Consider the following 24,872-nt stretch of genomic DNA (forward strand, 5'->3'; position numbering starts at 1 on the left):
AGAGGCCATTCTGTTATTGTTTTGCCTCGTTTTGCACAACTATTAGGGGGAACGGCCTTTGAGATATTTCGATTACCTGACTAAAGAACAAGAAACGTCATTATTCTACTCTCCGCCTGTTACATTTAATCAATATTCCGCCAAGGAGCTGCTGGCCTATGCGGTTGGTGCAGCGCTGTATATGCCGGCTACCCGCGCCAGTGTGGCCGAGGATATCCTTAAGCTGAGGGCATCTGGTCTTGTGACGGTCATTATTGACCTTGAGGATGCCATTGGTGACGGGGAAGTCCGGTTTGCCGAGGAGTCTGTGGTCAGGCATCTGTCCTTCTTGTCTGCTTATACAGAGAATGAGCCTGATTCCGAACACAGCCTTCCGCTGATTTTTATCCGTGTGCGGAATCCTGTACAGCTGCAGGAGCTGATCTTCAGGCTGGGCCCGCTGATAACAATGCTTACCGGGTTTGTCTTTCCCAAATTCACGGCTGAGAACGGGGCCGATTTCTTCGAGGCTATTGCCGATTATAACAGCTCACGGAGTTACAATACGCCCGTCCTGTACGGTATGCCGATTCTGGAGAGCGCGCCGATTATATACCGGGAGAGCCGGCTTGACAGCCTGCTGGCCATCCGAAATCTGCTGGGTGACTACCGCGATTATGTGCTGAATGTAAGAATCGGGGCAACCGATTTCTCCAGTCTGTTCGGACTGCGGCGTAGCCCGGAGATCAGTATTTATGAGCTTGCACCCATCCGGGACTGCATCTCGGAAATCCTCAATATATTCGGCAGGGTGGAGGGGGGCTATGTCATTTCAGGCCCGGTATGGGAGTATTTCGGCAATAAAGGACGGCACAGTTTACGGCCGCAGCTGCGGACACTGCCTTTTGAAGAGTCCTTTGGCAGGCCGGCGCGGGAAGCCGGCTATTATTCCAGCGCAGCTGAGGGCCTGATCCGCGAAGTGAAGCTGGACAAAGAAAACGGCATTGTAGGCAAGACCATTATCCATCCGTCCCATCTCAGACCCGTACAGGCTCTGTATTCAGTCCGGCATGAGGAATATGTGGATGCGCTAAGCATTGTTGAGAGCAATGATGGCAGCCGCGGCGTGTTTAAAAGTGAATATTTTAACAAGATGAATGAAATCAAGCCGCATTTGAACTGGGCGAAGCGTATTTTACAAAGATCTCAAGTATACGGGGTGCTACATGAAGAACAGCATTTTGCCAGCTTATTGCCCGAAAACGAATATACACACGTTTAATATTGTCGACAATCTGCAGGTTACAGTAACAGAGACGGCTAACCCTTTTCAGATGCCGGTTGATTCCCTGTTTTCAATGGCAGCCCGGATTAATAAGAAGCGTTCCTTCCTCTTTGTCAGCAGGGTGCTGGGCAAGCATATCCCGGTCAATCCCTATACTCCGCTGCTAAGCGGGGCGGCGCTGGGGCTGCTGCTGTACCGTGAAATGGAAGGAGAGGGCTCCAGGACCTTAATGGACAAGCTGCTGGATCAGGCAGTGCATGGCCTGGTTCATCCGGAGTATGCGGAGGAAGCTTACCGCACGCTGCTGGCAGCCCGGCTTACCCTTCCGCATCCGTCCGTGTTTATCGGCTTTGCCGAAACCGCTACCGCCTTGGGCCACAGCATGTACAACCTTTTTGCCGGCGGAGCGTCTTATATTCATACTACCCGTGAGGATATACCGGAGCTTACTTCCGTGATCAGCTTTGAGGAGGAGCACTCTCATGCGGTAGATCATCTCTGCTATGCCCTGCGCCCGGAGCTGCTGTCCGGTAATGAACCGGTCATTCTGGTCGATGACGAGATTACAACGGGTAATACAGCCATCAACATTATCCGAGACATTCAGGCCAAATTCCCGCGAAGGGAGTATGTGGTAGCTTCGCTGCTGGATTGGAGAAGCCCGGCAAATATTCAGGCCTACCGGGATTTGGAGCAGGAGCTGGGCATTGAGATAACTGCTCTATCGCTGCTGCAAGGAACCATTGAGGTGAACGGAACACCGCTGCTGGATGCAGATGCGGTTAAGGACAAGCAGGATGAGGACAATGGAGTGCCTGTGGTGACTACTTATATACAAGACAGCCTGGAGCGGCTGAACGTCAGCTCCGCCGATTCCTGCGGAGAGATTAACGCATCCCCTTATTTGAAGCTTAGCGGGCGTTTTGGTCTTGCTTCAAGCGACAATGCTGCAATAGACGAGGAGGTTGCCGCGGTAGCGGCAAAGCTCCGAGCGCTGCGTGAAGGCGGCCGTACACTGGTTATGGGTGTTGGCGAATTCATGTACCTGCCGATGCGGATTGCAGCGGAGATGGGAGAGGGCGTATTCTATCAGTCCTCCACCCGCAGCCCGATTTATCCGCAGCACAGGCCGGATTACGGGGTGCGAAGCGCAGCAGGTTATCCGTCTGCCGGCGACCCGTCAATCACAAACTATATCTATAATGTTGAGTATGGGCAGTATGATGATATTTTTGTGCTGCTTGAGCGTGATGTTCCGGACCAGCGGATTAAACCGATGACTGATATTCTGAGAGGGCTTGCCGGAAGCAGGGTACATCTGATTGTACTCGCCCCCCGGAAGGAAGCGGAAGGAGCTGCAGATGATGGAAACGGATAACCGGAACACCGTTCTGGGCCCGCGGATAGCTCCGCCGGTTCCCATGGGCAGCTATCCGCCGTCTGATGTTACCTTTTTGCTGAAGGATCTCGGCGGTGTGCCGCTTGAGCTGGGGACGGCCGAAAGGGAGAAGGCCATTCAATCGGGGGTGAGCTATTCAGAGATGCTGCCGGTGGAATACCAGCCTACCGAGGAATATATCGGGCTGTTCCGGAAAACGCTGCAGGAATCCGCAGCCAAGGTGGCCCGGGCCGTTGCCGTTGTCTCCGAGCGGATTGTGGCCAGGCGTGGTACGGAAGGAACCGTTCTGGTCTCCCTGGCCCGGGCAGGGACGCCGGTAGGCGTGCTGATCCGCCGTTATATCGCCGAAATGTACGGCGCAGAGCTGCCGCATTACAGCGTATCCATTATCCGCGGTAAAGGACTTGATCTGAACGCCATCCGCTATATTCTGCAGCAGCACGGCGCAGGCGCCAAGCTTCAATTCGTAGACGGCTGGACAGGCAAGGGGGCAATTACCAGGGTTCTGTCCGAATCCTGTAAGGACTTTTACAGCAGATACGGGGTAAAGCTCAGTAATGATCTGGCTGTATTGGCCGATCCCGGGCATTGCTCGGAGACCTTCGGGACAAGGGAGGATTATCTGATTCCCAGTGCTTGTCTGAATTCAACGGTATCAGGCCTGCTGAGCCGCACGGTGCAGCGGAACGATCTGACCGGGCCGGAGGATTTCCATGGCGCGAAATTCTATAAGGAGTGGTTGGATCAGGACTACTCCAATGTCTTTATAGACGCCATTACTCCTTATTTCACTTCTGTAAGAGAAGGGGCCGTTGCTGTTGCCAGAGAGATGGAGAACTCGCCTCCGGAGATTTCCTGGCGGGGAATGCGTGATATTACGGCTTTGCAGGAGCACTTCGGAATAGACAATATCAATCTGATCAAGCCTGGTGTAGGGGAAACCACCCGCGTGCTGCTGCGCCGGGTACCCTGGAAAATTATTGTCGATACCAGAGACAATCCGAATCTGCGCCACATTCTGCTGCTGGCGGAAGAACGGGACGTTCCGGTTGAGGAATATCCGGGACTGGCTTATTCCTGCTGCGGAATCATCAAGCCGCTTGGGGGAGGGGAAGCAGAATGATTTATGCCAGTGATCTGGATCGCACCCTGATTTATTCGCTCGGAGCGCTCGGCGTTCCCGAGGATACTCCGGGGCTGGTGCCGGCGGAGATTATTGAGGGAGTAACAAGATCGTATATTTCGCGCGGGGCGCTGAAGCTGCTGCAGGAGCTTACGGCAGACATCATCTTTATGCCGGTGACCACCCGCACGATTGCGGAATACAAGCGGATTAACCTGTTCCAGGAGACCCTCATTCCAGATTATGCGGTTACAAGCAACGGCGGCAATATTCTTGTGAACGGCGTGGTTGACCAGAAATGGCGCAGTCAGATCGGCAGGCTGGTTCTGCAGCATTCGGCTGATGCGGAGGAAGTCAGGCAGATCGTCCGGTCTGTAGTGCGTACAGAATGGATTATCAGTGAACGTTACTGCGACGAGCTGTTTTATACGTATATGGTTTACCGGGACCTCCTTCCGCTGGATGAGATTAATCATATGTCGGAGCGCCTGCATAGGATAGGCTGGAGAGTGTCCCTGCAGGGCCGCAAGCTGTATGTGGTGCCTGAGGCCGTGAACAAAAGCGATGCTATCATTCATGTACGGCGCACCGTACGCTCGGAGCCGATGGTGGCCTCCGGTGACTCGCTGCTGGATAAAAGCCTGCTGGAAAGCGCCGACTACGCCATCGCCCCCTGCCACGGAGAAATATTTGCCGAGCAGCAGGCGACTCAAGTAAAATTAAAGTATCCTTTTACGGAGTGCAGAGGCATCTTCGCGGGGGATGAAATTATGCGTTATGTGCAGAAGATTTATCATAATCTATCGACATTGGGAGTTGGGCCGCAATGAAAAAGGTAAATATTTATTTTAACCGCTGGTTTTCCGTGGCTTATCATTATATGAATCTCATCCGCAACAATGAGGACGGCGTACCTGTACAGATTTTTGCCACCCACCCCGATATTAAACATATGTCGCTCCAGGGCGCTGATATCGCCGGAACGGAGCCAGCAGTAACAGGTATAGAATACGTGCAGTTCTGCGTGGACTTCTGCCGCCGCAATGAGATTGATATTTTTATTCCCCGCCTGCACATGATGGATATCGCCCTGCATGCCGCGCAGTTTGATGCAATCGGCACGAAAGTGCTGGTCTGCCGTGATCTGGACCTGCTGGAAATGATGCTGGATAAGGGAAAATTCTACGAGAAGGTTAAGGAAACCGGGATTATGGAAATCCCTGAGTACCATGTGGTCAGCAATGCGGAGCAATTCAAGGCAGCGTATGAAGACCTGGTTGCCAAGGGACTCCGGGTCTGCTTCAAGCCGACCGAAACGGAAGGGGGCCTCGGCTTCCGGATTATCAACAACAGCCGCAGCCCGCTGCAGGAGCTATTCGGCTATGTAACCCAGCATATTTCCTTTGACGATGCTTACCGTATTCTGTCTGGTGTGGAGTCCTTCCCGGAGCTGATGGTAATGGAGCTGCTTGAAGGCTACGAATACAGTATTGATTGTCTGGCTGACGCTGACGGCAGGCTGCTGGCCGCGGTTCCCCGGCGCAAGGATACCGGACGACTGCGGGTGATGGAGCATATACCAGAGCTAGAACATATTGCCTGCAGAGTGGCTGAGACGTTCAAGATTCCGTTCAACTATAATATTCAGATGAAGTATGGCGGTGCCGTTCCCAAGCTGCTGGAGATTAATCCCCGGATGTCGGGCGGCCTGCATGTCTCCTGCCTGTCTGGCATTAACTTCCCGTACCTGGCTGTCAAAAGCGCACTCGGCGGCAAGGTTGAGCCTGTCCAGTTCGGTGAAGATGTACTTGCAAGCCATATCGAACAGCCGATGATTATGAAAATCTTCGCTGAATCCGCCATTCCTGATGCGGTGAATTAAGCGAAATGCAGCAAGCCTGCAAGAGGTGAGAAAATGAACACAAAATCTAAAGTGTTGCTGTACGCGGCCGCCGGCTATGTAGTGGCTGTTCTGACCAGCAGCTTTCTGCCGGAGCTGATCTCTCTGCTGCTGCCGGTTGCCGGCGCAGGTGCCGGCTTGCTGGGCGGCAAGCGCACGCGGGTTAACCTGCCGGCGGAGGTGCTTCCGGCCAGCCAGGCACCTGCGGCTGAGCCTGCGCAGGCCCAACCCGCCGCCCGTCCTTCAGCCGGCGGCCCGGCGGGGGCAAGTGCCGCACCAGCGGCTCCTTCCGCCAGAGTAGCGGCTGAACCTGCTGCCTTGGGCGAGTTCGCGGCGGTTGTAGAGTATCTTGTCATTCTGGAGGACATGATTATTTCAGAAGGGCAGAAGGACACGCTGGACAATGAGATTGTCGAGAAATCTCTGGCGCTTTTCGCCAGACTGCAGCGTGTGATCCCGCTGCTGCAGGAGCTGGGCAACGGCGAAATCAATCATACGGTCCGCAGACTGGTGATGAAAGACCTCAACGGGGTTATTAATCCGTTTCTGCGGCTCGGCGGCGAAGCCAAAACGAAAAACCGGAGAATGCTGCTGAACGGTCTGCGGGATGTCGATTCCAAAATATCGGAAATCGCCTCAACGATCGAGCATAAAGACCTGATGGAACTTCAGACCAAGGCGGAACTGATTCATCAACGGTACAGCAGTTCCGAATTATAGGAGGGAAACCCATGTCCACGCAGTTAATTCAGCTCAAAAAGGAAGATGAGCAGAAGGTAGTCGAGGAAGCCTCGCAGTTAATTGAACAGGTAGCCAAGACGGATACCGTCGCCCTGGACTCTCTGATGGATGACATCGGCAAGCTGGGGGTTAAGACACAGGAGAAGGCCGGGCAGACGCTGAAGCTTCTGGATCGTCCGGTCAATGACCTTATGTCAGGCAAGCGTGTTGAAGTGCCGAATATGATTATGAAGCTGCGCAATGAGTGCGAGACCCTGCAGCAGAGCAAGAATGTCAGCTTTTTTGGCAAAATGCTCCGTAAGAGCCCGCTGAAAAACTACGTCTATAAATATCAGTCTGTCCGAACCAATATCGATGCCATTGTAACCGGTCTGCGTGACGGACGCGATACGCTTGAAGAGAGTATCGTCAATATGCGCCAGCTGAAGCGCACCTCGATGGAGGAAATCTACAATCTGCAGACCAAGATTGCCTTCGGCAACAAGCTGAAGGAGCTGTTCGAGGTGGAAATTGCCAAGCCTGAGAACGAGTTCCGCAAGGCCTATCTGGAACGCGGCCTGCGCAAGGTAATGGTCCGCATTCAGTCCATGACCGAGATGATTCTGCTCTACAACCAGGCGATCGCCGCTACAGATATTATTAATGACAACAACGATAAGCTGATCGATTCGGTTAACAACGCTATTGATAAAACCTCCAATCTGATCACCGTATCAGCCATGATTGCCATGTCTCTGGCCGACCAGGAAAATGTCATTTCCGCGGTGGAAGCGACCAACAAGACGATCGAGGACCAGTTCAAGGAGAATGCCCGGCTGCTGCGCACCACAACCGAGAAGACTACAGAGCTGCTGTCCAAGCCTTCGATGTCGCTTGAGGCAGTTAACCAGGCGATCGGCGATCTGCTGAGTGCTCTGGATACCTCCGAGCAGTCCAACCGCCGGATTATCGAGAGCTGCCAGGATTACACGGCCAAGATGACGACCATCAACACCCAGCTTAACAATCGTCTCGGCCTGAACGAAGCATCGCAGCCGCAGGCGCTGAAGCAGGCAGAGAATGACAGCCGGCTCAGCAGCTTCTTGAACTAATTTCTGCGGCCAAATAGGATTCGGATTTAAGCCCGCCGGGACGACCGGCGGGCTTTGGAATACCGCTCATAATCCTCCGGTTCCCGGCATAAGTTCTTACGGAGAAACGGGGGTCAGCGGATGATACTTGGATGCTTGATACTGGCGCTTATCGTCGTTGCCGGCGGTAATAAGGCGGAGTCGGTTGCCGGGCTGAATGAACCGGATAAGGACGGCAGATAAGCAAGCGGTGTTGCTCTCTCCAGAGGACAGAAATTTCTTTCGGTTTCATGGTTCAAGTAATTTCCAGCGGTTTATTGGGTATAATAACCCGAGGCTGCAGACAGCCGGGATAACTGCTGAAAATACAAGCTAATGCGGAGGTCATATGGAGAACGAGGCACTGCTGCAGGTTGAAAAATTGGCACTCAAGAAACAGAAGATTTTTGATCAAAGTGTACTTCGCTATATCGCCAGGGCGATGCTGGCCAGTATGTTCATCGGCTTCGGTGTCATTGTAGCCTTCAAAACAGGCAACTTCTTCTACATGGAACATTCACCAATGACCTACCCGATGGCAGCCATTACCTTTGGCGCTGCGATCATTCTTATCTCCTACGGCGGCGGGGACCTGTTCACCGGGGATACCTTTTACTACTCGTATGCTGCTTTGAGAAAAAAGATGCAGTGGACCAAGGTCGTCCGGATGTGGGGAATCAGCTATATCGGGAATATTCTTGGCGCCTCAGCGTTTGCGCTGCTGATTTTTTTGACCGGACTGTACGATGATTCGAGTGTTAACAGCTTTCTGCTGAATGTCGTGGCCCACAAAATGGAGGCGCCGGCGCTGCAGCTGTTCTTTCGGGCCATCCTGTGTAACTGGCTGGTCTGCCTGGCGTTTTTTGTGCCGATGTCAATGAAGCATGACGGAGCCAAAATGTTCGCAATGATGCTGTTCGTCTTCTGCTTCTTTATTTCGGGATATGAGCACAGCATTGCCAATATGTGTACCTTCGCCATTGCACTGGTGCTGGATCATCCCGGTACGATCTCCTGGGGCGGTGTCGTGCATAACCTGGTGCCGGTTACGCTCGGCAATCTGATTGGCGGCGGTGTACTGATGGGCGTCATGTACTATTATGTGAATAAGCCATTTCTGGACAAGGACCCCGGGGACCTGCACTAATATCCGCCGGAAAAATCCTTATTCACAAAGACCTTGCCCCTTATTGGGGCAAGGTCTTTGCTGTTTATTCTGACAGGCCTTCCGCTTGCCGGCGGGAAGGACGGAAGATGCAATGCTATAACAAAAAGCCCCCGCGCCAGTCGATCAGCGCGGGGGCTTAAATCGGTCTACCACTTGGAGCCGCCGGAATTGCGGCCTGATTTGCCGCCGCCCCAGGAAGAGCCGCCGGAGGAACGCCCGCCCCCGCCCCAGGAGGAGCCGCCGGAGGAACGGCCGCCGCCGAAACCGCCGGAGGAAGGCGGGCCGGAGGACATCCGCTTGCGCGCCTGCTCCCTGCGCTGGCGCTCCCGCATCATGGCAAGCTGGGCCTGCCGCTCTGCTTCTTCCTTCTGCCGTACCAGGCGGTTCGCTTCTTCGACAAATGAGGAGATCTGGGCGGCGTAGGAGCGTCCTAGCGACTCCAGCTCATCCAGGTTGTAAGGGCGTAAATTCAGCCTTGATTCAAGCTGCCCGTATTCAGGCAGCAGACTGGCCTGGAATCTGCTGCGGCCCGCCAATCCTCTGCTCTCCAGCAGACGCTGGGCTGAGTCTGCCCGCCCAAGGCCTTCCTGGAAGAGCCGCTTCACGCCTTCCAGCCGTTCGTTCAGCTCATCCAGGCTTTGCGAGACACTGCTAAACTGCTTGGCTGTCTCCTCCTGCAGCGTAAGCAGACGGTCAAGTCCGCTGCGCGCATTGTCGTACTCCCCGCGCTCGTCGCTGGTCCACGTTTCGATCTGCGGCACCTCACCGGCACCCTCGCGCAGCCGGTCGCCGGAGGAATCCAGCAGCTCAGCCAGGCTGGCAAGATGCTGCTCGGCAAACCGCATGCGGGCTTCAGCAAGCCGGCTCTGCAGCCCGCTCAGCCGCTGGGTCAGCCCGCTCCAGCTGCTGCGGACCGTCTCCAGATCCCGGCGGTTGCTCTGGCGGATCTGCGCCTGCCGTTCAGTCATGGCAACCGCCTCCTGAACCAGCATATCCATGGTTGCGGCAATGCTGCGCACCTGATCCATTTCCCCGCTGCGCAGCGGGGCCTGCAGCGTTTCTGCTGCAGAGCGGGCCTGATCAAGGTTGTCGTAAGGCTTAACCTTCATATTGTGCAGAGCGTTCTGTTCAATGATTCCGGCAATCTTCGTACGTGCCGCAGCAAGAACACCCGGGAAACCCTGAAGCTTGTCGTGATAGACATCTACATCGCGCAGATCCTGTTCGATCTGCTCCTGCTGTTCCTGGGCCTCTTCGGTAATATCCTGAGCGGCAATCGGGTCGAACAGCTCAAGCTGATCTGCTTTGGCAGTCGCTTCGGCCAGCTCTTTCAGATCCTCGGCGATTTCCTGCAGCTCATAGCCTGTTTCTTTGACTGCCTCCTGTAGCTGGGTGTCCAGCTCAGGGGCGTCCTTCTTAAGCTCGGTAATCTGCTGTTTAACATTGCGGTCAGCGTCTGTAATCAAGGCAATCTGCCGCTCTTCATCCTCAAGCCGGGTGCGGAAGGCGGCTGCAGTCTGCTCCGCCTGGCCGATTGCCGACTTGAGCGCGGCGAGCTGATAGAACGCGGGCTGCGGGCTGCGGGCTGTGCCCTGCAGCGCTGAAATCTCCACCAGCTGGGCGTCCAGCCGTTTGGAGATGCCTGCAACCATCTCGCCGGTCTTGCCCTGTACGATGCCCTGGAACGGCTGTAGCGTCTCAATAGCCCGGTTCGTCCGGACCAGCAGGTCAGCCAGCTGGTCCTGAAGCACACTGAGCTGCTTGCGGCGGCGCTGGCCGGTGACTAGCACATACAGCAGCAGAGCCAGCAGTGCCGCACCAGCGGCCATGGCCCCCAGGGTCACCAGCGGCAGGCCGGAGCTGCGGGACGCGGTCCCGCTTCCGGCACCCGGGCTGACCGATCCCCCGGGACCGCCAACCCCGCCGCCTGCGCTACCAGTACCAGTGCTTCCGGAGCTGCCAACCCCGCCTTCGCTTCCGTTGCCGGTTCCTCCGGAGCCCTGCGTACTGCCAAGAGACTGCAGCTCTGTAATCAGAGCGCTGATCCCGCTCGCAAAGTCGCCCTCTCTAGCGGAGGGAATGAAATAGGCGTCAATAATACCGGTGATAGCTGTGCTTCCTGTACCTCCGCCCTCGTTCTGCGACCAGCTGTTAATGGCATTCTGCAGTGAAGCATTGATGAAATTAAGCTCAACCTGCTGATCCCCTGCGGAGATCAGCAGAAGGATATCCTGGGAGGACAATCCCCAGCTGTCATATACATTGCTTGCAAAGTCGGTGGCGTTGGCGCCGTCAAGTGAATCTATAGTCAATACGTGGAAGGTATAACGCCCGTCTGCAGCAGCTTCGGCAATCGCCGCTGCCTCCCGGGAAGTGAGCATTCCGGCTTCATCGGTGACTAACCCCTGCTGTACGGGGAATCCGGCAGCCTGAGCTCCGGATATCCACAGTACGCTGAGGATCATGAATAGAGACAATATCTTTTTCAATTTGAGCACACTCCGTTCTAAGGGACTATGGCCCGGTTTATTATTGTGATTATACCCTATTAGGCGACTGAAATCCCAGGCCGTGCAGGATAAGGCTGCTTAAGGAGTCTTTATGCCGGCTCTGTCAGGCCCGCTCAAACAAAAAAACGCATCCCCGTAATACGGGAATGCGCAATCAGCATGTCTGCTATCTGGTCTGCAGGCAGAGTATATATTGCAGGCGGGATTTAATTTCCTTTTGCCATTTCAGGTCTCCGACTTTAACGGCAAGATTGAGCAGATCCAGATAATCGTCAACCTGTAATGCTGTCCGGGTAGTGGCTGCGTTCATGGGTGTTCAGTCTCCTTTTGGCTCAATATAGTGAAGGGATAGAATGTGTATAATTCAATAATGATAATCATTATCACTGGTTATTGTTATTATCCACATTTTGCCCCCAAAAAGCAATATAAAATTATAGGCTCTAACTTTTTTTCTTTGAAATCAGGCCTACATATGGACACAGTTGCACATTTTATCACATTTACAGAGAGGATGGGCAGGAACCCTACCATATTTTGTCGAATAAAACTTGATATGATAGCCCTTAGCTGATTTTGGGGAAGAAGGAGAATTGCAATGAAGCGGTGTAAATGTTTGCTTCTGATTAGCATCTTGCTTATGCTGGCACCGCCTGCTGCCGCCCGCGCTGAAAGACAGGATATCAAGTACCAGGCAGAATTGGATTACCCGCCTTTCAAGTATATTCAGAACGGTTATTTAACCGGGTTTGATATTGATCTCACGAGCATGGTTTTTGAAAAGCAGGAATATCTGATCCGCTACAGCACCGGAGACTGGGAACAGACATACCAGCTGCTGACCAGTGGTCAAATTGACACAACCGGACTTATGGCAGTAACAGAGCAGCGGAAAAAAGAGATCCTTTTCTCCACCCCGGTATTCAAAAGTTACGTATCAGTATATTCGCGGCAGGCGCTCAAGGACAAGGTAACCCTGGGCACGCTTGGGAACTACAAGATTGGGGTAGGACATAGCCAATATTCCGCAGCGCTGCTGCAGAGCAAGGCAGGCATTTCGAAATACATAGAATACCCTACTGTACCGGATGCGCTGGAAGCTCTCGTAAAAGGTGAAATTGACCTGCTGTTTGAGAATCAGGGGGTTGTTGACTACCTGATTGTCGAGCAGGGACTGACCGGCAACGTAATCCGTAAAATTAGCAACCTTTACCCGGTAGATGTGGCTTACGGCATAAGCACCTCATCTCCGGAGCTTGTCCCGTATATTAATGCAAGGCTGGAGCGACTTCAGCGTTCAGGTGCCTTCGAGGAACTGTACCAGCAGTATTTCTTTACACATTCGGCCGGTTACACCGCCATGATAAATGACCGGATTATTTTTGGAATTGTTATTGGTTTATGTCTGCTTCTCTTCGGAATTGTATCCATTAGAATGTATATCCGGCGGCTGAGAAGGACGATTCATTCGGAGCAGGAGTTTTTTGAAGATGTGATCGAGCATACCGGAATGATTGTATGGGCGGTATCCGGGGATGGCCGGGTAACACGCTTCAATCAGTTTGCTGAGAAGATGACCGGGCTGAAGGAACATGAGGTGCTTGGCAAAAAGCTCAGCGAGCTTCCCGAACTGGACGGCGATGTTTCGCTGCTGCGCGATCTGTTGACCAGGGCGGTCTGTCAGGATTTTGTCAACAATGTAGAGCTGAAGCTGCCGGAGCATTCGCCGGAGGCGAGGTTTTTCTCCATCCGGACCACGCTGATCAAAGGAATGGATGACCATGATGAGGCGGTTTATCTGCTGGTGGGACTGGATATCGATGACTGCAAGCAGAATGAGCTGAAGCTGCAGCTCAGCTATGAGGAGCTGGAATCGACCTACGAGGAATTAACGGCGACGGAGACCGAATTGCAGGAGCAGTTATACAGGCTGAGTGTGAGTGAGCGCCGGCTGCGCCTGACCTCTGAAGGCTCCGGTGCGTATATGTGGGAGCTGGACTGGAAAACCGGGTTCTACAAGCTCTCGGAGCGCTGGTATGAGGTGATGGGGTATACGGAGGATGAAATTAACGGGATGGAAAACGGGGTTCTCAGCATCATTCACCCCGATGATCAGGCGTCAGCCGATAAGGCGAGACAGGCGCACCTGAGCGGAAAGACTCCAATCTATGAGACCGAGTACCGCATGCGTACAAAAGACAATCATTATATCTGGTTTGAAGTAAGAGGGAAGGCTATTGTTGATCCTGTAGATCAGCTCAAGCTGTTCAACGGCTCGCTCATTGATATCAGCAGGCGCAAGCAGGCAGAATTCAAGCTGAATAACAGCTATCAGGAGCTGGAAGCAACGTATGAACAGCTTACGGCGACACAGCAGGAGCTTGTAGAGCAGTATGATATGCTGCTGGAAAATCAGAAGAACATGCACCGGCTGGCCTATATGGATTCGCTCAGCAATCTGCCGAACCGGATTTCCCTGCTGGAGGCAATGGAGAACTATTTCCGGCGGCCGGGCGGCAAAGCGGCGCTGATGTTCGTGGACACCGATAATTTCAAATATATCAATGATACACTGGGCCATAAATCCGGCGATATTCTGATCCGTAAGGCAAGTGAACGGCTGCAGTCGCTTGTCCAGGGCAAGGGAATGCTCTCCAGGCTCGGCGGGGATGAGTTCGTCGTCTTTATCGAGGATGCTGAAGACCGCAATGCGGTGCTTACGCTGGCGGACGATATTATGCGGGCTTTCCGCAGGTCGATCCTGATCGGGGAGAGCAACCTCTATGTGTCGGTCAGCATTGGTATCTCCTTCTACCCGGAAGACGGGGAGACGACGGAGGAGATTCTCAAGAATGCCGATGTGGCGATGTACCGGGCCAAAGAGGAAGGCAAGGGTACCTACGTTATTTATGACAAGTCGATGCATACCGCTTTCAATGAACGGATGCATATTGAAAAGCATCTGCGCAGCGCAATGAACAACAATGAGTTTGAACTGCATTATCAGCCGCAGGCAGACATCAGGACAGGAGAAATCACCGGATTCGAAGCCCTGATCCGCTGGAACAGTCCGGTGCTCGGGTTCGTATCTCCGCTCTCCTTCATCAAGGTTGCCGAGGATTCCAGGCTTATTATCTACATCGGGGAATGGGTTCTGCGGGAAGCCTGCAGCTTCATGAAGAGTATACATGAGCGTACCGGAAGGCTCTATAAAATATCCGTCAATATTTCTATCATCCAGCTTCTGCAGGATGATTTCGTTGAAATCGTGCTGGACAGCCTGAAGCAAAGCGGGCTTGCACCAAGCTGCCTGGAGCTGGAGATTACAGAATCAATCTTTATGGAGTCGTTCGAGAGTACAGTCAGCAAGCTGGAATTCCTTAAGTCACGCGGTATCCGGATTGCCCTTGATGATTTCGGAACCGGCTATTCCTCGCTGAGCTATCTGCAGCAGCTGCCGATCTCTACGCTCAAGATGGACAAAATCTTTATCGACTCCCTGGCCGATCAGGCCTACAGCGAATCCTTCGTCCAGACTATCATTGTGCTTGGCCATAAAATGGGGCTGGATGTCGTGGCCGAAGGGGTCGAGGATGACAGCCAGCTGGCATTTCTGAACGAATCGGGCTGTGACAAGGTCCAGGGTTACCTGATCAGCAGGCCTGTGCCTCAGCGGGGGGTATGGGAGCTGCTGGAGCATTAGAATTAACGCCAGGGCATCCCGGGGCAAACAGAACAGAACGGATCTGCGTGAATTACGCAGATCCGTTTTGTTGTAAGTGCGCCCGGCATGGGCGATAACTAGGCGGTGAAAGTCCGCTACAGGCTTGGCAGTAGGAACTGTTAGCCAAAGGCAAGGGTGTCCGCCGCGAGGCGGAATCTGAAGGAAGCCGGAGGCAAAACCTCGGTCTGACGAACAGAAATCACATAGAAGGCATCTTGGGACGGACGAGCTTGCTTAACAAAGCGAAGTCCAATACTGCCCGAATCTCAGGGTGTAAATGTGGCAGATAGATGAGGGGAAAGTTATCGCTCTTACCCGGGGAGGTCTCACAGACGTCCGGTAGGGAAAAAAAAATCCGAACGACGGAGTAAAGCTTGCTGTGAGAAGTCAGCAGAGGTCATAGTACCGGGAAGTTTTTTTTTTTCGGGAAGGGCCAAACGATCGTAAGTCTCGAGTACAGACCGAAAGGAGAGTTGGCGCGATGAAAGCAGAATACCGAAAGGGCTGCCTGCAAAGGGATAGCGTGGAACGCGAAGAGTATGCGGGAGTGCGGAGTGCCGACATTCGGGAACGTAGGGAAAGAGGCGGTGCAATGGACCTGCTCGAGCGGATTCTGGACAGAGATAATCTGAACAGAGCGTACAAGCAGGTTAAACGCAACCATGGAGCGCCGGGAATCGACGGGATGACCGTAGAAGAGGCGCTGCCTTGGCTGCAGGAACACAAGGACGAACTTTTGCAAAGCATCCAGGAGGGCCGGTACAAGCCTAGCCCGGTACGGCGCAAAGAAATCCCCAAACCAGATGGAAGTGGAGTGCGGAAGCTTGGCATCCCTACGGTGATAGACCGTGTGATTCAACAAGCGATCTCCCAGCAGCTACAGCCCCTGTTTGAGCCGCTTTTCTCAGACGGAAGCTACGGGTACCGCCCCGGGCGGAGTGCGCAGCAAGCCATCCGCAAGGTGAAAGAGTATGCACAGCAAGGTTACAGCCACGCAGTCGAAATCGACCTCTCCAAATATTTTGACACCCTGAATCATGAACTGCTAATGAATCTGCTGCGTAAGCAAATCCCGGACCACCGTGTAACCGACCTCATTAAGAAATATCTGAAAAGTGGGGTGATGGAGCACGGGGTACACGGCAAAACGGAGGAAGGCTCTCCGCAAGGAGGCCCGTTATCTCCACTGCTTGCGAATATTTACCTGAACGAATTTGACCAGGAAATGAGCAGCCGTGGAGTGAAGGTGATTCGATATGCAGACGATATCGTGGTACTCGCGAAAAGCAAACGGGCAGCCATGCGGCTTCTGGAATCCTGCCGGAAGTACCTGGAGAACAAACTAAGACTCCAAATAAATACGCAGAAGAGTAAGGTCGTAAGCGTAGTGGCGCGGAAGCATTTCAAGTTTCTTGGCTTTGCTCTGGGGAAGAACGGAAAGGGGCTGTATATTCGCGCCCATAGTCAATCCCTCGCCAAAGCAAAGAAGAAATTGAAAGAACTGACGAGCCGCAGTCAGGGCAGGAATGTTAGGCAAGTGATGGAGAAGGTAAAAGTATACATTCGCGGCTGGTTGGGCTACTTTTATGTAGCCGATATAAAGCGAATCTTGCAAAGCTGGAGTGAATGGCTGCGTAGAAGGCTGCGGATGTACATCTGGAAACAGTGGAAGAAGCCCAAAACAAAGGTACAGAACCTAAGGAAACTGGGAATACCGGAGTGGCAGGCATACCAATGGGGGAACTCCCGCTTGGGCTACTGGCGAGTGGCCGGAAGCCCAGTACTGTCCCGTTCCATAACAAACGAAAAGCTCGCACAGGCCGGGTATTATGACTTCCCAGCACAGTACGAGCATTTACGTAAATTGCACTAATGCGGTTGAACCGCCGTATACCGAACGGTACGTACGGTGGTGTGAGAGGTCGGCTGCTCAGTTAATGGGCAGCCTCCTACTCGATTTCAGGGGTTATTTCAGGACGATCTTGTTTTTCCCCGTCTTCTTGGCTTCGTACAAGGCGTCATCTGCCTGCTGAAAGGTGTAGCTCTTCGTATCGGAGACCGAAAACTCATGCATGCCGATGCTGACGGTTACAGATCCGCCGTTCATTTCTTCAATCGGCATGCCGGCTATTCCTGTCAGAATCCGTTCCATGATCTCCTGTGCCTCCTTCAACTGCTTGGCGGTCAGAATGACTACGAATTCCTCTCCTCCATACCGGGCGGCGAAATCATCGGTGCCGATATGCTTCAGCACTACGGAGGCTACCTGCTTGAGCACAATATCGCCCACCCAGTGCCCGTACTGGTCATTCACTTTCTTGAAATTGTCGATATCCAGGACAGCCAACTGCATCGGAAACGGGTTGTTCTGCTGATGATCAATCAGCCAGCCGAGATATTCGTGAAAGGTCTTGTGATTATACAAATCGGTCAGCGGATCAATCTTGGACAGCCGGTCCATGATGATATTCTGAATGCGCAGATCCTGCTCCGCCTTCACAGAATCCTGAAGGGACCGCATAAGATCCCGGCCGCGGCCGATCACACCGAATCCGGCCAGTGAGGTGCCGGCAAAAATCAGCGCAATCATAATATGCTGAATCCGCAGCGTATATTCGTAGACTGGTGTATTCATGAACAGCATGACGGTGTATAGCAGACAGATCAGCGAGGATGCCTTCATATAGCTGCTCTTGAGATAGATCATGGATACAAGCAGCGGAAGAAGCATGATAAGCGGCTTAACCTCGTACTCGGTACTGAGATTGGTGATAATCAGGATAGCGTAGATATGACTTGCGACAACAATCGAGAATTCCGAGAATACCGGTCTCCACCTGTAGATTGCCTCTAGAGTGAGGATCAGAATAAGGATGACTGAGTCTGGTATAAATACATGCGTCACGAAATATTGTGTGTCGGTGAATTCAGGTCTATGGCCCCACATGGATAGTGAGATGAAAAGCTGACTAGCCAAATATACCAGGAGAACCATCCAGAAGGTATTGAGGAGTACCCGGTTCCAGTAGCTTTGGCGAGGAGTTGGCGGCGGGATGTGCATAAACATTTCCTCATTTCCAGTTACAATATAACTATATATTCGACAAATATCACTCTTATCCTTCCACCTACTGTAAACAATATAATGTTCGTGTTTTAGCATGATATTTACTTTTTTTAATTTAATATAATCTATGTATTTGAATAAAACACGAATTATAATTGAGATAAAGCATTGACACATTCGCCTGTTTTCTGTAAAATTCCTATTGGCTCATATAATAAATGAAGCTGTTCGTATATCCCCGGAGATAAGGTTTGGGGGTTTCTACAGGGAACCGTAAATTCCTGGCTACGAATAGGGTGCATTTTGCATACCTGTGAAGAGCCGGGATTTTTTGTGTGTTGCGCTATAAAATCGCAGAAACGGCGGCTGAGAACGCAGCGTTTCTTCCTGGGAGGAACAAGAGAACAGATGAGTAAATATGATGTGATTGTTGTAGGTGCCGGCCCGGCCGGAATATTCGCCTGTTATGAACTGACCCGTAAGGCCCCTGACCTGAAGATACTGCTTGTAGATAAAGGCCATGACATTTACCGCCGCAGCTGCCCGATCCTGGAGGAAAAAATCAAGCTCTGCCCGCCTGCTGCGGGCCGCAAGGAGTTCGCAGGCTGTCTGCCTGCCTGCTCCATTACTGCAGGTTTCGGGGGAGCGGGAGCTTACAGCGACGGCAAATTTAATATTACAACTGAATTCGGCGGTTGGATGACCGACTATCTGGCACCGTCCAAGGTGCTGGAGCTGATCGAATATGTGGATGCCATCAATCTGGAGCATGGCGCAACCCCGGCCATTACCGATCCGACAACGGACAGCATCCGCAGCATCGAGCAGCGCGGCTACGCCGCTGGACTCAAGCTTCTGCGGGCGCAGGTGCGGCATCTGGGTACTGAACAGAATCTGGAGATTCTTAAATCTATTTATGAGTACCTGAAGACTCGGATTGATATGCAGTTCAAGGCCGAGGTGCAGGACATTATAACCGTTAAGGAAAACGGCAGCCACCGGATTACGGGCATTGAGCTCAAGAATGGAGATATCCATGAAGCGGACCAAGTCATGATTGCCCCGGGCCGTGACGGTTCTGCCTGGCTGACTGACGTGCTGAAGAAGCGCCGGCTCAAAATGTACAACAACCAGGTCGATGTCGGTGTCAGAGTTGAAACATCCGATGTAGTAATGCGCGAGATCAATGAACACCTGTATGAAGGCAAATTTATATTCAATACATCGGTGGGTACCCGAGTCCGGACATTCTGCAGCAATCCGTCCGGCCATGTGGTCGTAGAAAATCACAGCGGGGTAATGGCGGCCAACGGACACTCCTATAAAGACCCGGCGCTTGGCTCGAAGAATACGAACTTCGCCCTGCTGGTGTCCCATACCTTTACAGAGCCGTTTGATAAGCCGAATGAATATGCCCGGGAAATCTGCAAGCGGGCTAACGATCTGTCGAATGGCGGTGTCATTGTCCAGAAATACGGGGATATCCTGCGCGGACGCCGCTCTACAGAGACCCGGATCAAGGAAGGGTTCCTGGAGCCGACACTGAAGGAGGCGGTTCCGGGCGATCTTGGCCTCGTCCTGCCATACATCACCATGAAGAGTCTGATTGAAATGGTCGAGGCACTGGAAAAGGTAACCCCGGGCATTGCCTCTGAGCATACGCTGTTTTACGGCGTGGAGGCAAAATTCTATTCGGCCCGCCCGAAGCTGACAGAGCAGCTGGAGACGGAAATTTCTGGACTGTACTGCGGGGGAGACGGTGCAGGCATTACCCGCGGACTGGCCCAGGCCGGGGCAGCCGGGGTTTGGATTGCCCGCGGCATGCTGGAACGGGTGGCGGCGCACGCATAATACAGACTGACTGCTGGCGGGCTGTCCTATCGCAGAGCTTCTGCGTAAGGGCAGCCCTTTTCAGGAGATTTTGTGATGAAAGGACTTCCTTTATTTAACACTAAACTGTTATAATGTTAGAATACATAACATGACAGAGTGGAGTGGAAGCGGAAAATGCGGGTTCACCGGAGTAAACATGTTCTGGTTGTGCTGCTGTTACTGGCAGTTGGTCTATACGGGTTGTGGATTGACATCGATTGGCTGCATAAGCTGGTATACCTGGTGCTGATGGCGGCGCTTGGCGGATTCGCGTGGCATACATACCGCAGTGAAATTTATAGAGACGGGCAGCTTGAAGAGGCGCGGGAGCAGATTGAGGGGCTTGGTAATGAGATTGTTGTTACCTCGGACAAGCTGCACGGGGCGCTGGAAGAAATCAGCCGGCATACTGAGGGCCTGCAGCAGACAGCTGATTATTCCCATGCCTATGAGGTGGATCTGCAGATACGCAGTAATGAAGCCAAAGCAAATATTGAGGGTGCTTTTGCGACGATGGAGGGTGTGGCTGAAATGACTGCCCACATCAAAGCCCTGACGGAGCGGCTGGGAACAGGCATGCAGGATGCGCGCCGGCGGACGGTGGAAATGGTCTGCTCGCTTGAGAATACAGATGAGGTCATGGCTGAGCTGCAGGAGAGAAGCGGGGATATGCTGGATAAATTCACCTCCCTCAGCGGCCATATTGCCATAGTAGAGGAGATTAACTCCCTGATTGTCGGGATTGTAAATGAGACCTCTTTGCTGGCGCTCAATGCTTCAATTGAAGCGGCGCGGGCCGGAGAACAGGGCCGGGGGTTTGCAGTAGTGGCCGCCCGGATCAGACAGCTCGCCGATCAGAGCAGAAGCTCGGTGGAGCGTTCGTCAGAGGTGCTCCAGGATATCAATAACAGCGTCCGGCAGGTGCTGGATTCTGTGGTTCAAGAGCAGAAGGCGGTCTCCCAAGGTGTACATGAGGTAGCTGCGGTGAAGCTCCGGCTGTCCGATGTATCCGCAAGAATTGAAGAGGTCGGAACTGCCGTGACGGAGACAGTTGACGCGGCCTCCAGGCAGGGCAGCCTGATTGGAGCAGCGACAGGAGAGCTGAGCGGTGCGGTCGGCATCGTGAATGAAACCATCGCCGGGGTAGACCTGACCCTGGAGCAGGTGACAAGGCAGCGGTCGCAGATCAGCCAGCTGAATGAGATCAGTGCCAGCCTGCTGAGTGAGTCGCAGGCTCTGCAGCAGTCGGTGAACCGGATTGCCGGCAGTGGAGCTGCCGGGACAGAACAGTACACAGTCCGGCTGCAAGAAATGCAAAACGTGCTGCAGGAGCTTGCCGCCAGGCAGGAGCTGTATGTGCCGGATGCGGCCAGCCACGGCAGCGTGCTTACGGCCTGCATGCGACGGGTGCCGGAGGTACAGGCCATCTGGTCGAACCGGACGGACGGCACGTTTATTTTCTCCGAGCCGGCGGCCGGACTGATGAATGCGAAGCGCAGGGAATGGTATAGCGGGGCAATCAATGAAGGGGAATATATCTCCCTGCCGTATGTCTCAGCGATCACCAAACGCTCGTGCATTACGCTCTCACGGGCAATCAAAAATGCCCGTGGAGAGACGGTCGGTGTAGTCGGAATCGACCTGGCGGTATAGGCGGAATGGGGCACAGTTACTTGACCGGCCAATGTCAGCAGTGCGCCAGGATAGACATAACCGGAGGATAGCCATACAAGCAGCAGCCGGCCCTAATTGAGGGCCGGCTTCTTGTTCATGATTGAGCATGAGGCTATGAATCAAACAGCTAATCCCCGGATGGAGGAACAATCTGCAGCTGAGGCCAAACCGCCGGCCAGTTCTTTTTGGCAACCCTTTGCCCGTAGACGCTTTGAAGCTTAGGTGCTGCTAGGAAATGGGGAGACGGCCGGACTACCAGGTGAATGACATCCTGTATGCCATGAGGGGCAGATAAAAGCAGATCCTCCTCTGCAGTGAGAGCCAGTCCAAGCGCTGTAGCGGTTTCCGGGAAATGGGCCATTCCGTCCGTTGAAGAGGTGTAAGGTGCCAAGCCGTTAACCGTATGCATTCTGGCCTGGTTCTTCACGGACCAGGGAGTGGTGCCGTCTATCTCCCGCAGCCGGGCTTCCAGATGCTTTTCCGTCTCCTCGCGCCGATCAGCCGGATCATAATAGATAACATCCACATCGGCAAGCGGAGTCCTGCTGCTGAAGCCGTGCTGAATATCCCACACTTTGGAGCGTACAAATCCGGCGCAGACCCAGCAGTCCGGCAGCCCAAGGGTGCGTACAGCAGTCAGTATCTCCATCATCCAGCGGTCTTCTTTTACAGCCTGCAGCAGCTCCTGCTCGTTCGTAATACGCAAACCAAACACACCTCCTTAATCTTGTTCAGCCAGTTAAAGAGCGGCTCAGGCCCCCGGCAGCAATCCTTTTATTATAAGGGTTAATAGGTCAGGAGGATATGCCGGATGACTGCGGCGGCAGATTGCTAAGAGGGAGGGCACACTCTATAATGTACCTTTAGATTGACCATGGGAGGCGTAATTGTGCATTATAACCTTACGATTCTGCTGCAATTGTTCGAGCGGGCGGCGCTGCTGCTGATGTGCCTGTTCGTGCTGACCCGGCTGCCGCGGTTTAAGGAGATTTTTATAAAAGGGGCTTATGCTCCGCAGGAACTGGCTATGGTAACTGTGGTGTTCAGCCTGTTTGCTATTTTGGGGACGTATACGGGCATAAATGTGGAAGGGTCGCTTGTGAACGTGCGGATCATTGCCATCGTAGCCGGGGGGATTCTGTTCGGACCCTGGGTAGGGATGATTACCGGCCTGATCTCCGGGGTGCACCGGTTTCTGATAGATATCGGCGGTGTGACTTCGGTGCCCTGCCTGATTACAAGTATTACAGCCGGAGTGGTGTCCGGTGTAATCTACCGGCGAACTTCGCCGGACAAACGCTGGATCGCCGGTATTCTGGCCGGCATGATCTGTGAAGCGCTGACGATGGTGCTGATCCTGGTGATGGCGAACCCGGCCTCGCTTGGTGCGGATATTGTGTCAAAGATTGCTTTTCCGATGATTGCCGGTCAGATTTGTGTCGGGTTCATTGTTATGCTGGTGCAGAGTGTGGAAGGGGAGAAGGAACGGATTGCCGCGAAGCAGTCGAAGCTGGCCCTGGATATTGCGAACAAGACGCTTCCGTATTTCCGTAACATCAACCCCCAGTCGCTGCGGACCATCTGCGAAATTATCAAGGACGATATCGGAGCTGATGCTGTAGCCATTACCGATACCGGCCACATCCGCGCTTATGTCGGTGTTGGTGAGGAATACTATACCGAGACGGATGAAATTATCAGCGAAGAGACGAAGAAAACAATCAGCAGCGGAGAGATCACCATCCGGGATGATGATACCGAATATATGAACCGGGCGATCCGCTCACTGATCATTATTCCGCTTAAGGAGAAGGGTGAGGTGACCGGGGCACTGAAAATTTATTACACCAAAGCCCACAAAATCACCTATTCCCTTCAGGCTATGGCCGTCGGTCTTTCGCAGATCATCTCAACGCTGATGGAGGTGTCGCGGGTCGAAGGGATCAAGGAGATGGCCAACAAGGCGGAGCTGAAGGCGTTGCAGACCAGCATTAACCCCCACTTTTTGTTTAATGCGCTGAATGCGATTGCTTCGTCAATCCGCATTGATCCCGATAAGGCGCGGGAGCTTATTGTCAATCTGTCCGGCTATATGCGCTACAATCTTGAGCTGTCGGACGAGTTCATTGATATCCGGCGTGAGCTGCAGCAGGTCCAGCAGTATGTGGAGATCGAGAAGGCGCGCTTTGGCAGCCGGCTGGCGGTGGAGTATGACATCGACGAGGTCGAGGTACGGATTCCGAGCCTGATCATCCAGCCGCTGGTGGAAAATGCGATTATGCACGGTATTCTTAAAGCGCGTGGCCAAGGTACAGTAACGATCTCGGTAAAAGACCTGGGGAAGGCTGTACGGGTCGGAATCGCCGATACCGGTGCCGGGATCAGTGAGGAAACGATTGAACGGGTCTACAGCGGCCATATGCCGGATAATAAAATAGGACTGTACAATGTACACCAGCGGGTGAAGCTGATTTACGGCCAGGGCCTGACCATCCGCAGGCTGGATAAAGGGACGGACATTTATTTTGACGTCAAAAAGGAGCAGCGATGAGAGCGATAATTGTGGAGGATGAGGTGCTGGCCAGACAGGAGCTGGCTTTTCTGGTCGGAGCGCACAGCAGCATAAGAATAGCTGCCGAATTTGAGGACGGGCTGGATGCACTGAAGTATCTGCAGACAGAAGAGGTCGATGTGATCTTTCTCGATATTAACATCCCCTCGATTGACGGTGTGCTGCTGGCCCAGAATATCAGCCGTTTCTCGGTTAAGCCCTATATTGTGTTCATTACAGCGTACAAGGAGCATGCCGCCGAGGCGTTTGAGATTGAGGCTTTTGACTACATTCTGAAGCCCTACAGCGAAACACGGATCAAGACAATGCTGCACAAGCTGGAGGGGGCGTTTGCGGCGCGCGGGCGGCAAGGCGAAGAAGAACGGACGAAGCTAAGCGATAAAGTGAACCTGTGGAAAAATGAAAAGATCATCGTCGTCGATGCGGACGAGATCTATTATGCTTCGGCGCAGGAGAAAACGACGAGCGTGATCACTAAGGGTGAGGAATACAGTATGGCTCTAAGCATCAGTGAATTTCACAGCCGGCTGCCGCAGGACCGCTTTTTCCGCTGTCACCGCTCCTATCTTGTGAACCTGTCCAAGATCAAGGAAATCATCCCCTGGTTCAATAATACTTATCTGCTGCGGCTGCGCGATCTGGATGCTGAAGTGCCGGTCAGCCGCGGCAAGGTGAAGGAATTCAGGCAGATCATGCGCCTCTAGCGGCCGTTCATTCCCTGTTACCGTCATCTCATTCCGGATTTCTCT

The 24,872-nt window shown here is 53.3% G+C and carries 18 protein-coding genes and 1 riboswitch; of the genes, 14 read left to right on the forward strand and 4 right to left on the reverse strand.

The genetic code is table 11. From position 1 onward, the window contains the following. The first annotated feature begins 58 nt into the window (after positions 1-58). From BLR64_RS06565 to BLR64_RS06600, 8 genes are all read left to right on the forward strand, one after another. Positions 59-1,261 carry an HpcH/HpaI aldolase/citrate lyase family protein gene (locus BLR64_RS06565; RefSeq protein WP_090713365.1) on the forward strand — a complete coding sequence of 401 codons (1,203 nt, stop codon included), beginning with the start codon at positions 59-61 and terminating at the stop codon, positions 1,259-1,261. Between the two features lie 76 nt (positions 1,262-1,337). Beyond that, the gene (locus tag BLR64_RS06570; RefSeq protein ID WP_090713447.1) at positions 1,338-2,642 is read left to right on the forward strand and encodes a phosphoribosyltransferase family protein; all 1,305 of its coding nucleotides are present in this window, start codon (positions 1,338-1,340) and stop codon (positions 2,640-2,642) included. Beyond that, positions 2,629-3,786, forward strand: a complete 1,158-nt coding sequence (locus tag BLR64_RS06575; protein ID WP_090713366.1) for a cysteine protease StiP family protein — start codon at positions 2,629-2,631, stop codon at positions 3,784-3,786. The genes BLR64_RS06570 and BLR64_RS06575 overlap by 14 nt, the downstream gene beginning before the upstream one ends. Next, positions 3,783-4,616: an HAD family hydrolase gene (locus BLR64_RS06580; RefSeq protein WP_090713367.1), complete on the forward strand. Its 834-nt coding sequence runs from the start codon at positions 3,783-3,785 to the stop codon at positions 4,614-4,616. The genes BLR64_RS06575 and BLR64_RS06580 overlap by 4 nt, the downstream gene beginning before the upstream one ends. Then, entirely contained in the window at positions 4,613-5,668 is a 1,056-nt protein-coding gene (locus BLR64_RS06585) for an ATP-grasp domain-containing protein (RefSeq protein WP_090713368.1), read from the forward strand. The genes BLR64_RS06580 and BLR64_RS06585 overlap by 4 nt, the downstream gene beginning before the upstream one ends. A gap of 33 nt (positions 5,669-5,701) precedes the next feature. Beyond that, the gene (locus BLR64_RS06590) at positions 5,702-6,406 is read left to right on the forward strand and encodes a hypothetical protein (protein ID WP_090713369.1); all 705 of its coding nucleotides are present in this window, start codon (positions 5,702-5,704) and stop codon (positions 6,404-6,406) included. A gap of 11 nt (positions 6,407-6,417) precedes the next feature. After that, positions 6,418-7,518: a toxic anion resistance protein gene (locus tag BLR64_RS06595; protein ID WP_068727108.1), complete on the forward strand. Its 1,101-nt coding sequence runs from the start codon at positions 6,418-6,420 to the stop codon at positions 7,516-7,518. Positions 7,519-7,885: 367 nt separating this feature from the next. Then, positions 7,886-8,683 (forward strand): formate/nitrite transporter family protein, encoded by a 798-nt coding sequence (locus tag BLR64_RS06600; protein ID WP_090713370.1) that lies wholly within the window; start codon positions 7,886-7,888, stop codon positions 8,681-8,683. A 167-nt stretch (positions 8,684-8,850) separates the two neighbouring features. Here BLR64_RS06600 and BLR64_RS06605 read toward each other — a convergent pair whose 3' ends face one another. Both BLR64_RS06605 and BLR64_RS30230 read right to left on the reverse strand, forming a co-directional pair. Next, the gene (locus BLR64_RS06605) at positions 8,851-11,193 is read right to left on the reverse strand and encodes a TPM domain-containing protein (protein WP_139171923.1); all 2,343 of its coding nucleotides are present in this window, start codon (positions 11,191-11,193) and stop codon (positions 8,851-8,853) included. Between the two features lie 187 nt (positions 11,194-11,380). Beyond that, positions 11,381-11,524 carry a hypothetical protein gene (locus tag BLR64_RS30230; RefSeq protein ID WP_167336675.1) on the reverse strand — a complete coding sequence of 48 codons (144 nt, stop codon included), beginning with the start codon at positions 11,522-11,524 and terminating at the stop codon, positions 11,381-11,383. A 288-nt stretch (positions 11,525-11,812) separates the two neighbouring features. Between BLR64_RS30230 and BLR64_RS06610 the strand changes: the two genes are divergently transcribed. Together BLR64_RS06610 and ltrA are read left to right on the forward strand one after the other, a co-directional pair. Further along, positions 11,813-14,917: an EAL domain-containing protein gene (locus BLR64_RS06610; RefSeq protein ID WP_090713372.1), complete on the forward strand. Its 3,105-nt coding sequence runs from the start codon at positions 11,813-11,815 to the stop codon at positions 14,915-14,917. A 502-nt stretch (positions 14,918-15,419) separates the two neighbouring features. Further along, a complete protein-coding gene (ltrA, locus tag BLR64_RS06615) occupies positions 15,420-16,811 on the forward strand; it encodes a group II intron reverse transcriptase/maturase (RefSeq protein ID WP_090713373.1) in 1,392 nt (463 codons plus the stop codon). Between the two features lie 93 nt (positions 16,812-16,904). Here the strand turns inward: ltrA and BLR64_RS06620 are convergent, their stop codons facing one another. Further along, a complete protein-coding gene (locus BLR64_RS06620) occupies positions 16,905-18,005 on the reverse strand; it encodes a GGDEF domain-containing protein (RefSeq protein WP_167360615.1) in 1,101 nt (366 codons plus the stop codon). 208 nt (positions 18,006-18,213) lie between these two features. Beyond that, positions 18,214-18,313: riboswitch (purine riboswitch) on the forward strand. Positions 18,314-18,413: 100 nt separating this feature from the next. Here BLR64_RS06620 and BLR64_RS06625 point away from each other — a divergent pair. Beyond that, positions 18,414-19,856, forward strand: coding sequence for an NAD(P)/FAD-dependent oxidoreductase (locus tag BLR64_RS06625; protein ID WP_090713375.1), 1,443 nt, complete (start codon positions 18,414-18,416; stop codon positions 19,854-19,856). Positions 19,857-20,012: 156 nt separating this feature from the next. Further along, entirely contained in the window at positions 20,013-21,530 is a 1,518-nt protein-coding gene (locus BLR64_RS06630) for a methyl-accepting chemotaxis protein (RefSeq protein ID WP_090713376.1), read from the forward strand. A 148-nt stretch (positions 21,531-21,678) separates the two neighbouring features. On the opposite strand, the gene BLR64_RS06635 is transcribed toward BLR64_RS06630, so the two are convergent. Continuing rightward, positions 21,679-22,257, reverse strand: coding sequence for a nucleotidyltransferase family protein (locus tag BLR64_RS06635; protein ID WP_090713377.1), 579 nt, complete (start codon positions 22,255-22,257; stop codon positions 21,679-21,681). 168 nt (positions 22,258-22,425) lie between these two features. Here BLR64_RS06635 and BLR64_RS06640 point away from each other — a divergent pair, with 168 nt between their 5' ends. Next, a complete protein-coding gene (locus tag BLR64_RS06640; protein ID WP_208607140.1) occupies positions 22,426-24,102 on the forward strand; it encodes a sensor histidine kinase in 1,677 nt (558 codons plus the stop codon). After that, positions 24,099-24,827, forward strand: coding sequence for a LytR/AlgR family response regulator transcription factor (locus BLR64_RS06645; protein WP_090713378.1), 729 nt, complete (start codon positions 24,099-24,101; stop codon positions 24,825-24,827). The genes BLR64_RS06640 and BLR64_RS06645 overlap by 4 nt, the downstream gene beginning before the upstream one ends. The last annotated feature ends 45 nt before the right edge of the window (positions 24,828-24,872 follow it).

It is taken from the genome of Paenibacillus typhae (genome assembly GCF_900099765.1).
GTDB lineage: Bacteria > Bacillota > Bacilli > Paenibacillales > Paenibacillaceae > Paenibacillus_AQ > Paenibacillus_AQ typhae.

What these genes read in the sequence shown, in the direction of transcription:
- BLR64_RS06570 (WP_090713447.1), top strand. Translation starts at nt 1,338, where the DNA reads ATGGCAGCCCGGATTAATAAGAAGCGTTCCTTCCTCTTTGTCAGCAGG.
- BLR64_RS06575 (WP_090713366.1), top strand. Translation starts at nt 2,629, where the DNA reads ATGGAAACGGATAACCGGAACACCGTTCTGGGCCCGCGGATAGCTCCG.
- BLR64_RS06580 (WP_090713367.1), top strand. Translation starts at nt 3,783, where the DNA reads ATGATTTATGCCAGTGATCTGGATCGCACCCTGATTTATTCGCTCGGA.
- BLR64_RS06585 (WP_090713368.1), top strand. Translation starts at nt 4,613, where the DNA reads ATGAAAAAGGTAAATATTTATTTTAACCGCTGGTTTTCCGTGGCTTAT.
- BLR64_RS06590 (WP_090713369.1), top strand. Translation starts at nt 5,702, where the DNA reads ATGAACACAAAATCTAAAGTGTTGCTGTACGCGGCCGCCGGCTATGTA.
- BLR64_RS06595 (WP_068727108.1), top strand. Translation starts at nt 6,418, where the DNA reads ATGTCCACGCAGTTAATTCAGCTCAAAAAGGAAGATGAGCAGAAGGTA.
- BLR64_RS06600 (WP_090713370.1), top strand. Translation starts at nt 7,886, where the DNA reads ATGGAGAACGAGGCACTGCTGCAGGTTGAAAAATTGGCACTCAAGAAA.
- BLR64_RS30230 (WP_167336675.1), bottom strand. Translation starts at nt 11,524, where the DNA reads ATGAACGCAGCCACTACCCGGACAGCATTACAGGTTGACGATTATCTG.
- BLR64_RS06610 (WP_090713372.1), top strand. Translation starts at nt 11,813, where the DNA reads ATGAAGCGGTGTAAATGTTTGCTTCTGATTAGCATCTTGCTTATGCTG.
- ltrA (WP_090713373.1), top strand. Translation starts at nt 15,420, where the DNA reads ATGAAAGCAGAATACCGAAAGGGCTGCCTGCAAAGGGATAGCGTGGAA.
- BLR64_RS06620 (WP_167360615.1), bottom strand. Translation starts at nt 18,005, where the DNA reads ATGTTTATGCACATCCCGCCGCCAACTCCTCGCCAAAGCTACTGGAAC.
- BLR64_RS06625 (WP_090713375.1), top strand. Translation starts at nt 18,414, where the DNA reads ATGAGTAAATATGATGTGATTGTTGTAGGTGCCGGCCCGGCCGGAATA.
- BLR64_RS06630 (WP_090713376.1), top strand. Translation starts at nt 20,013, where the DNA reads ATGCGGGTTCACCGGAGTAAACATGTTCTGGTTGTGCTGCTGTTACTG.
- BLR64_RS06640 (WP_208607140.1), top strand. Translation starts at nt 22,426, where the DNA reads ATGGGAGGCGTAATTGTGCATTATAACCTTACGATTCTGCTGCAATTG.
- BLR64_RS06645 (WP_090713378.1), top strand. Translation starts at nt 24,099, where the DNA reads ATGAGAGCGATAATTGTGGAGGATGAGGTGCTGGCCAGACAGGAGCTG.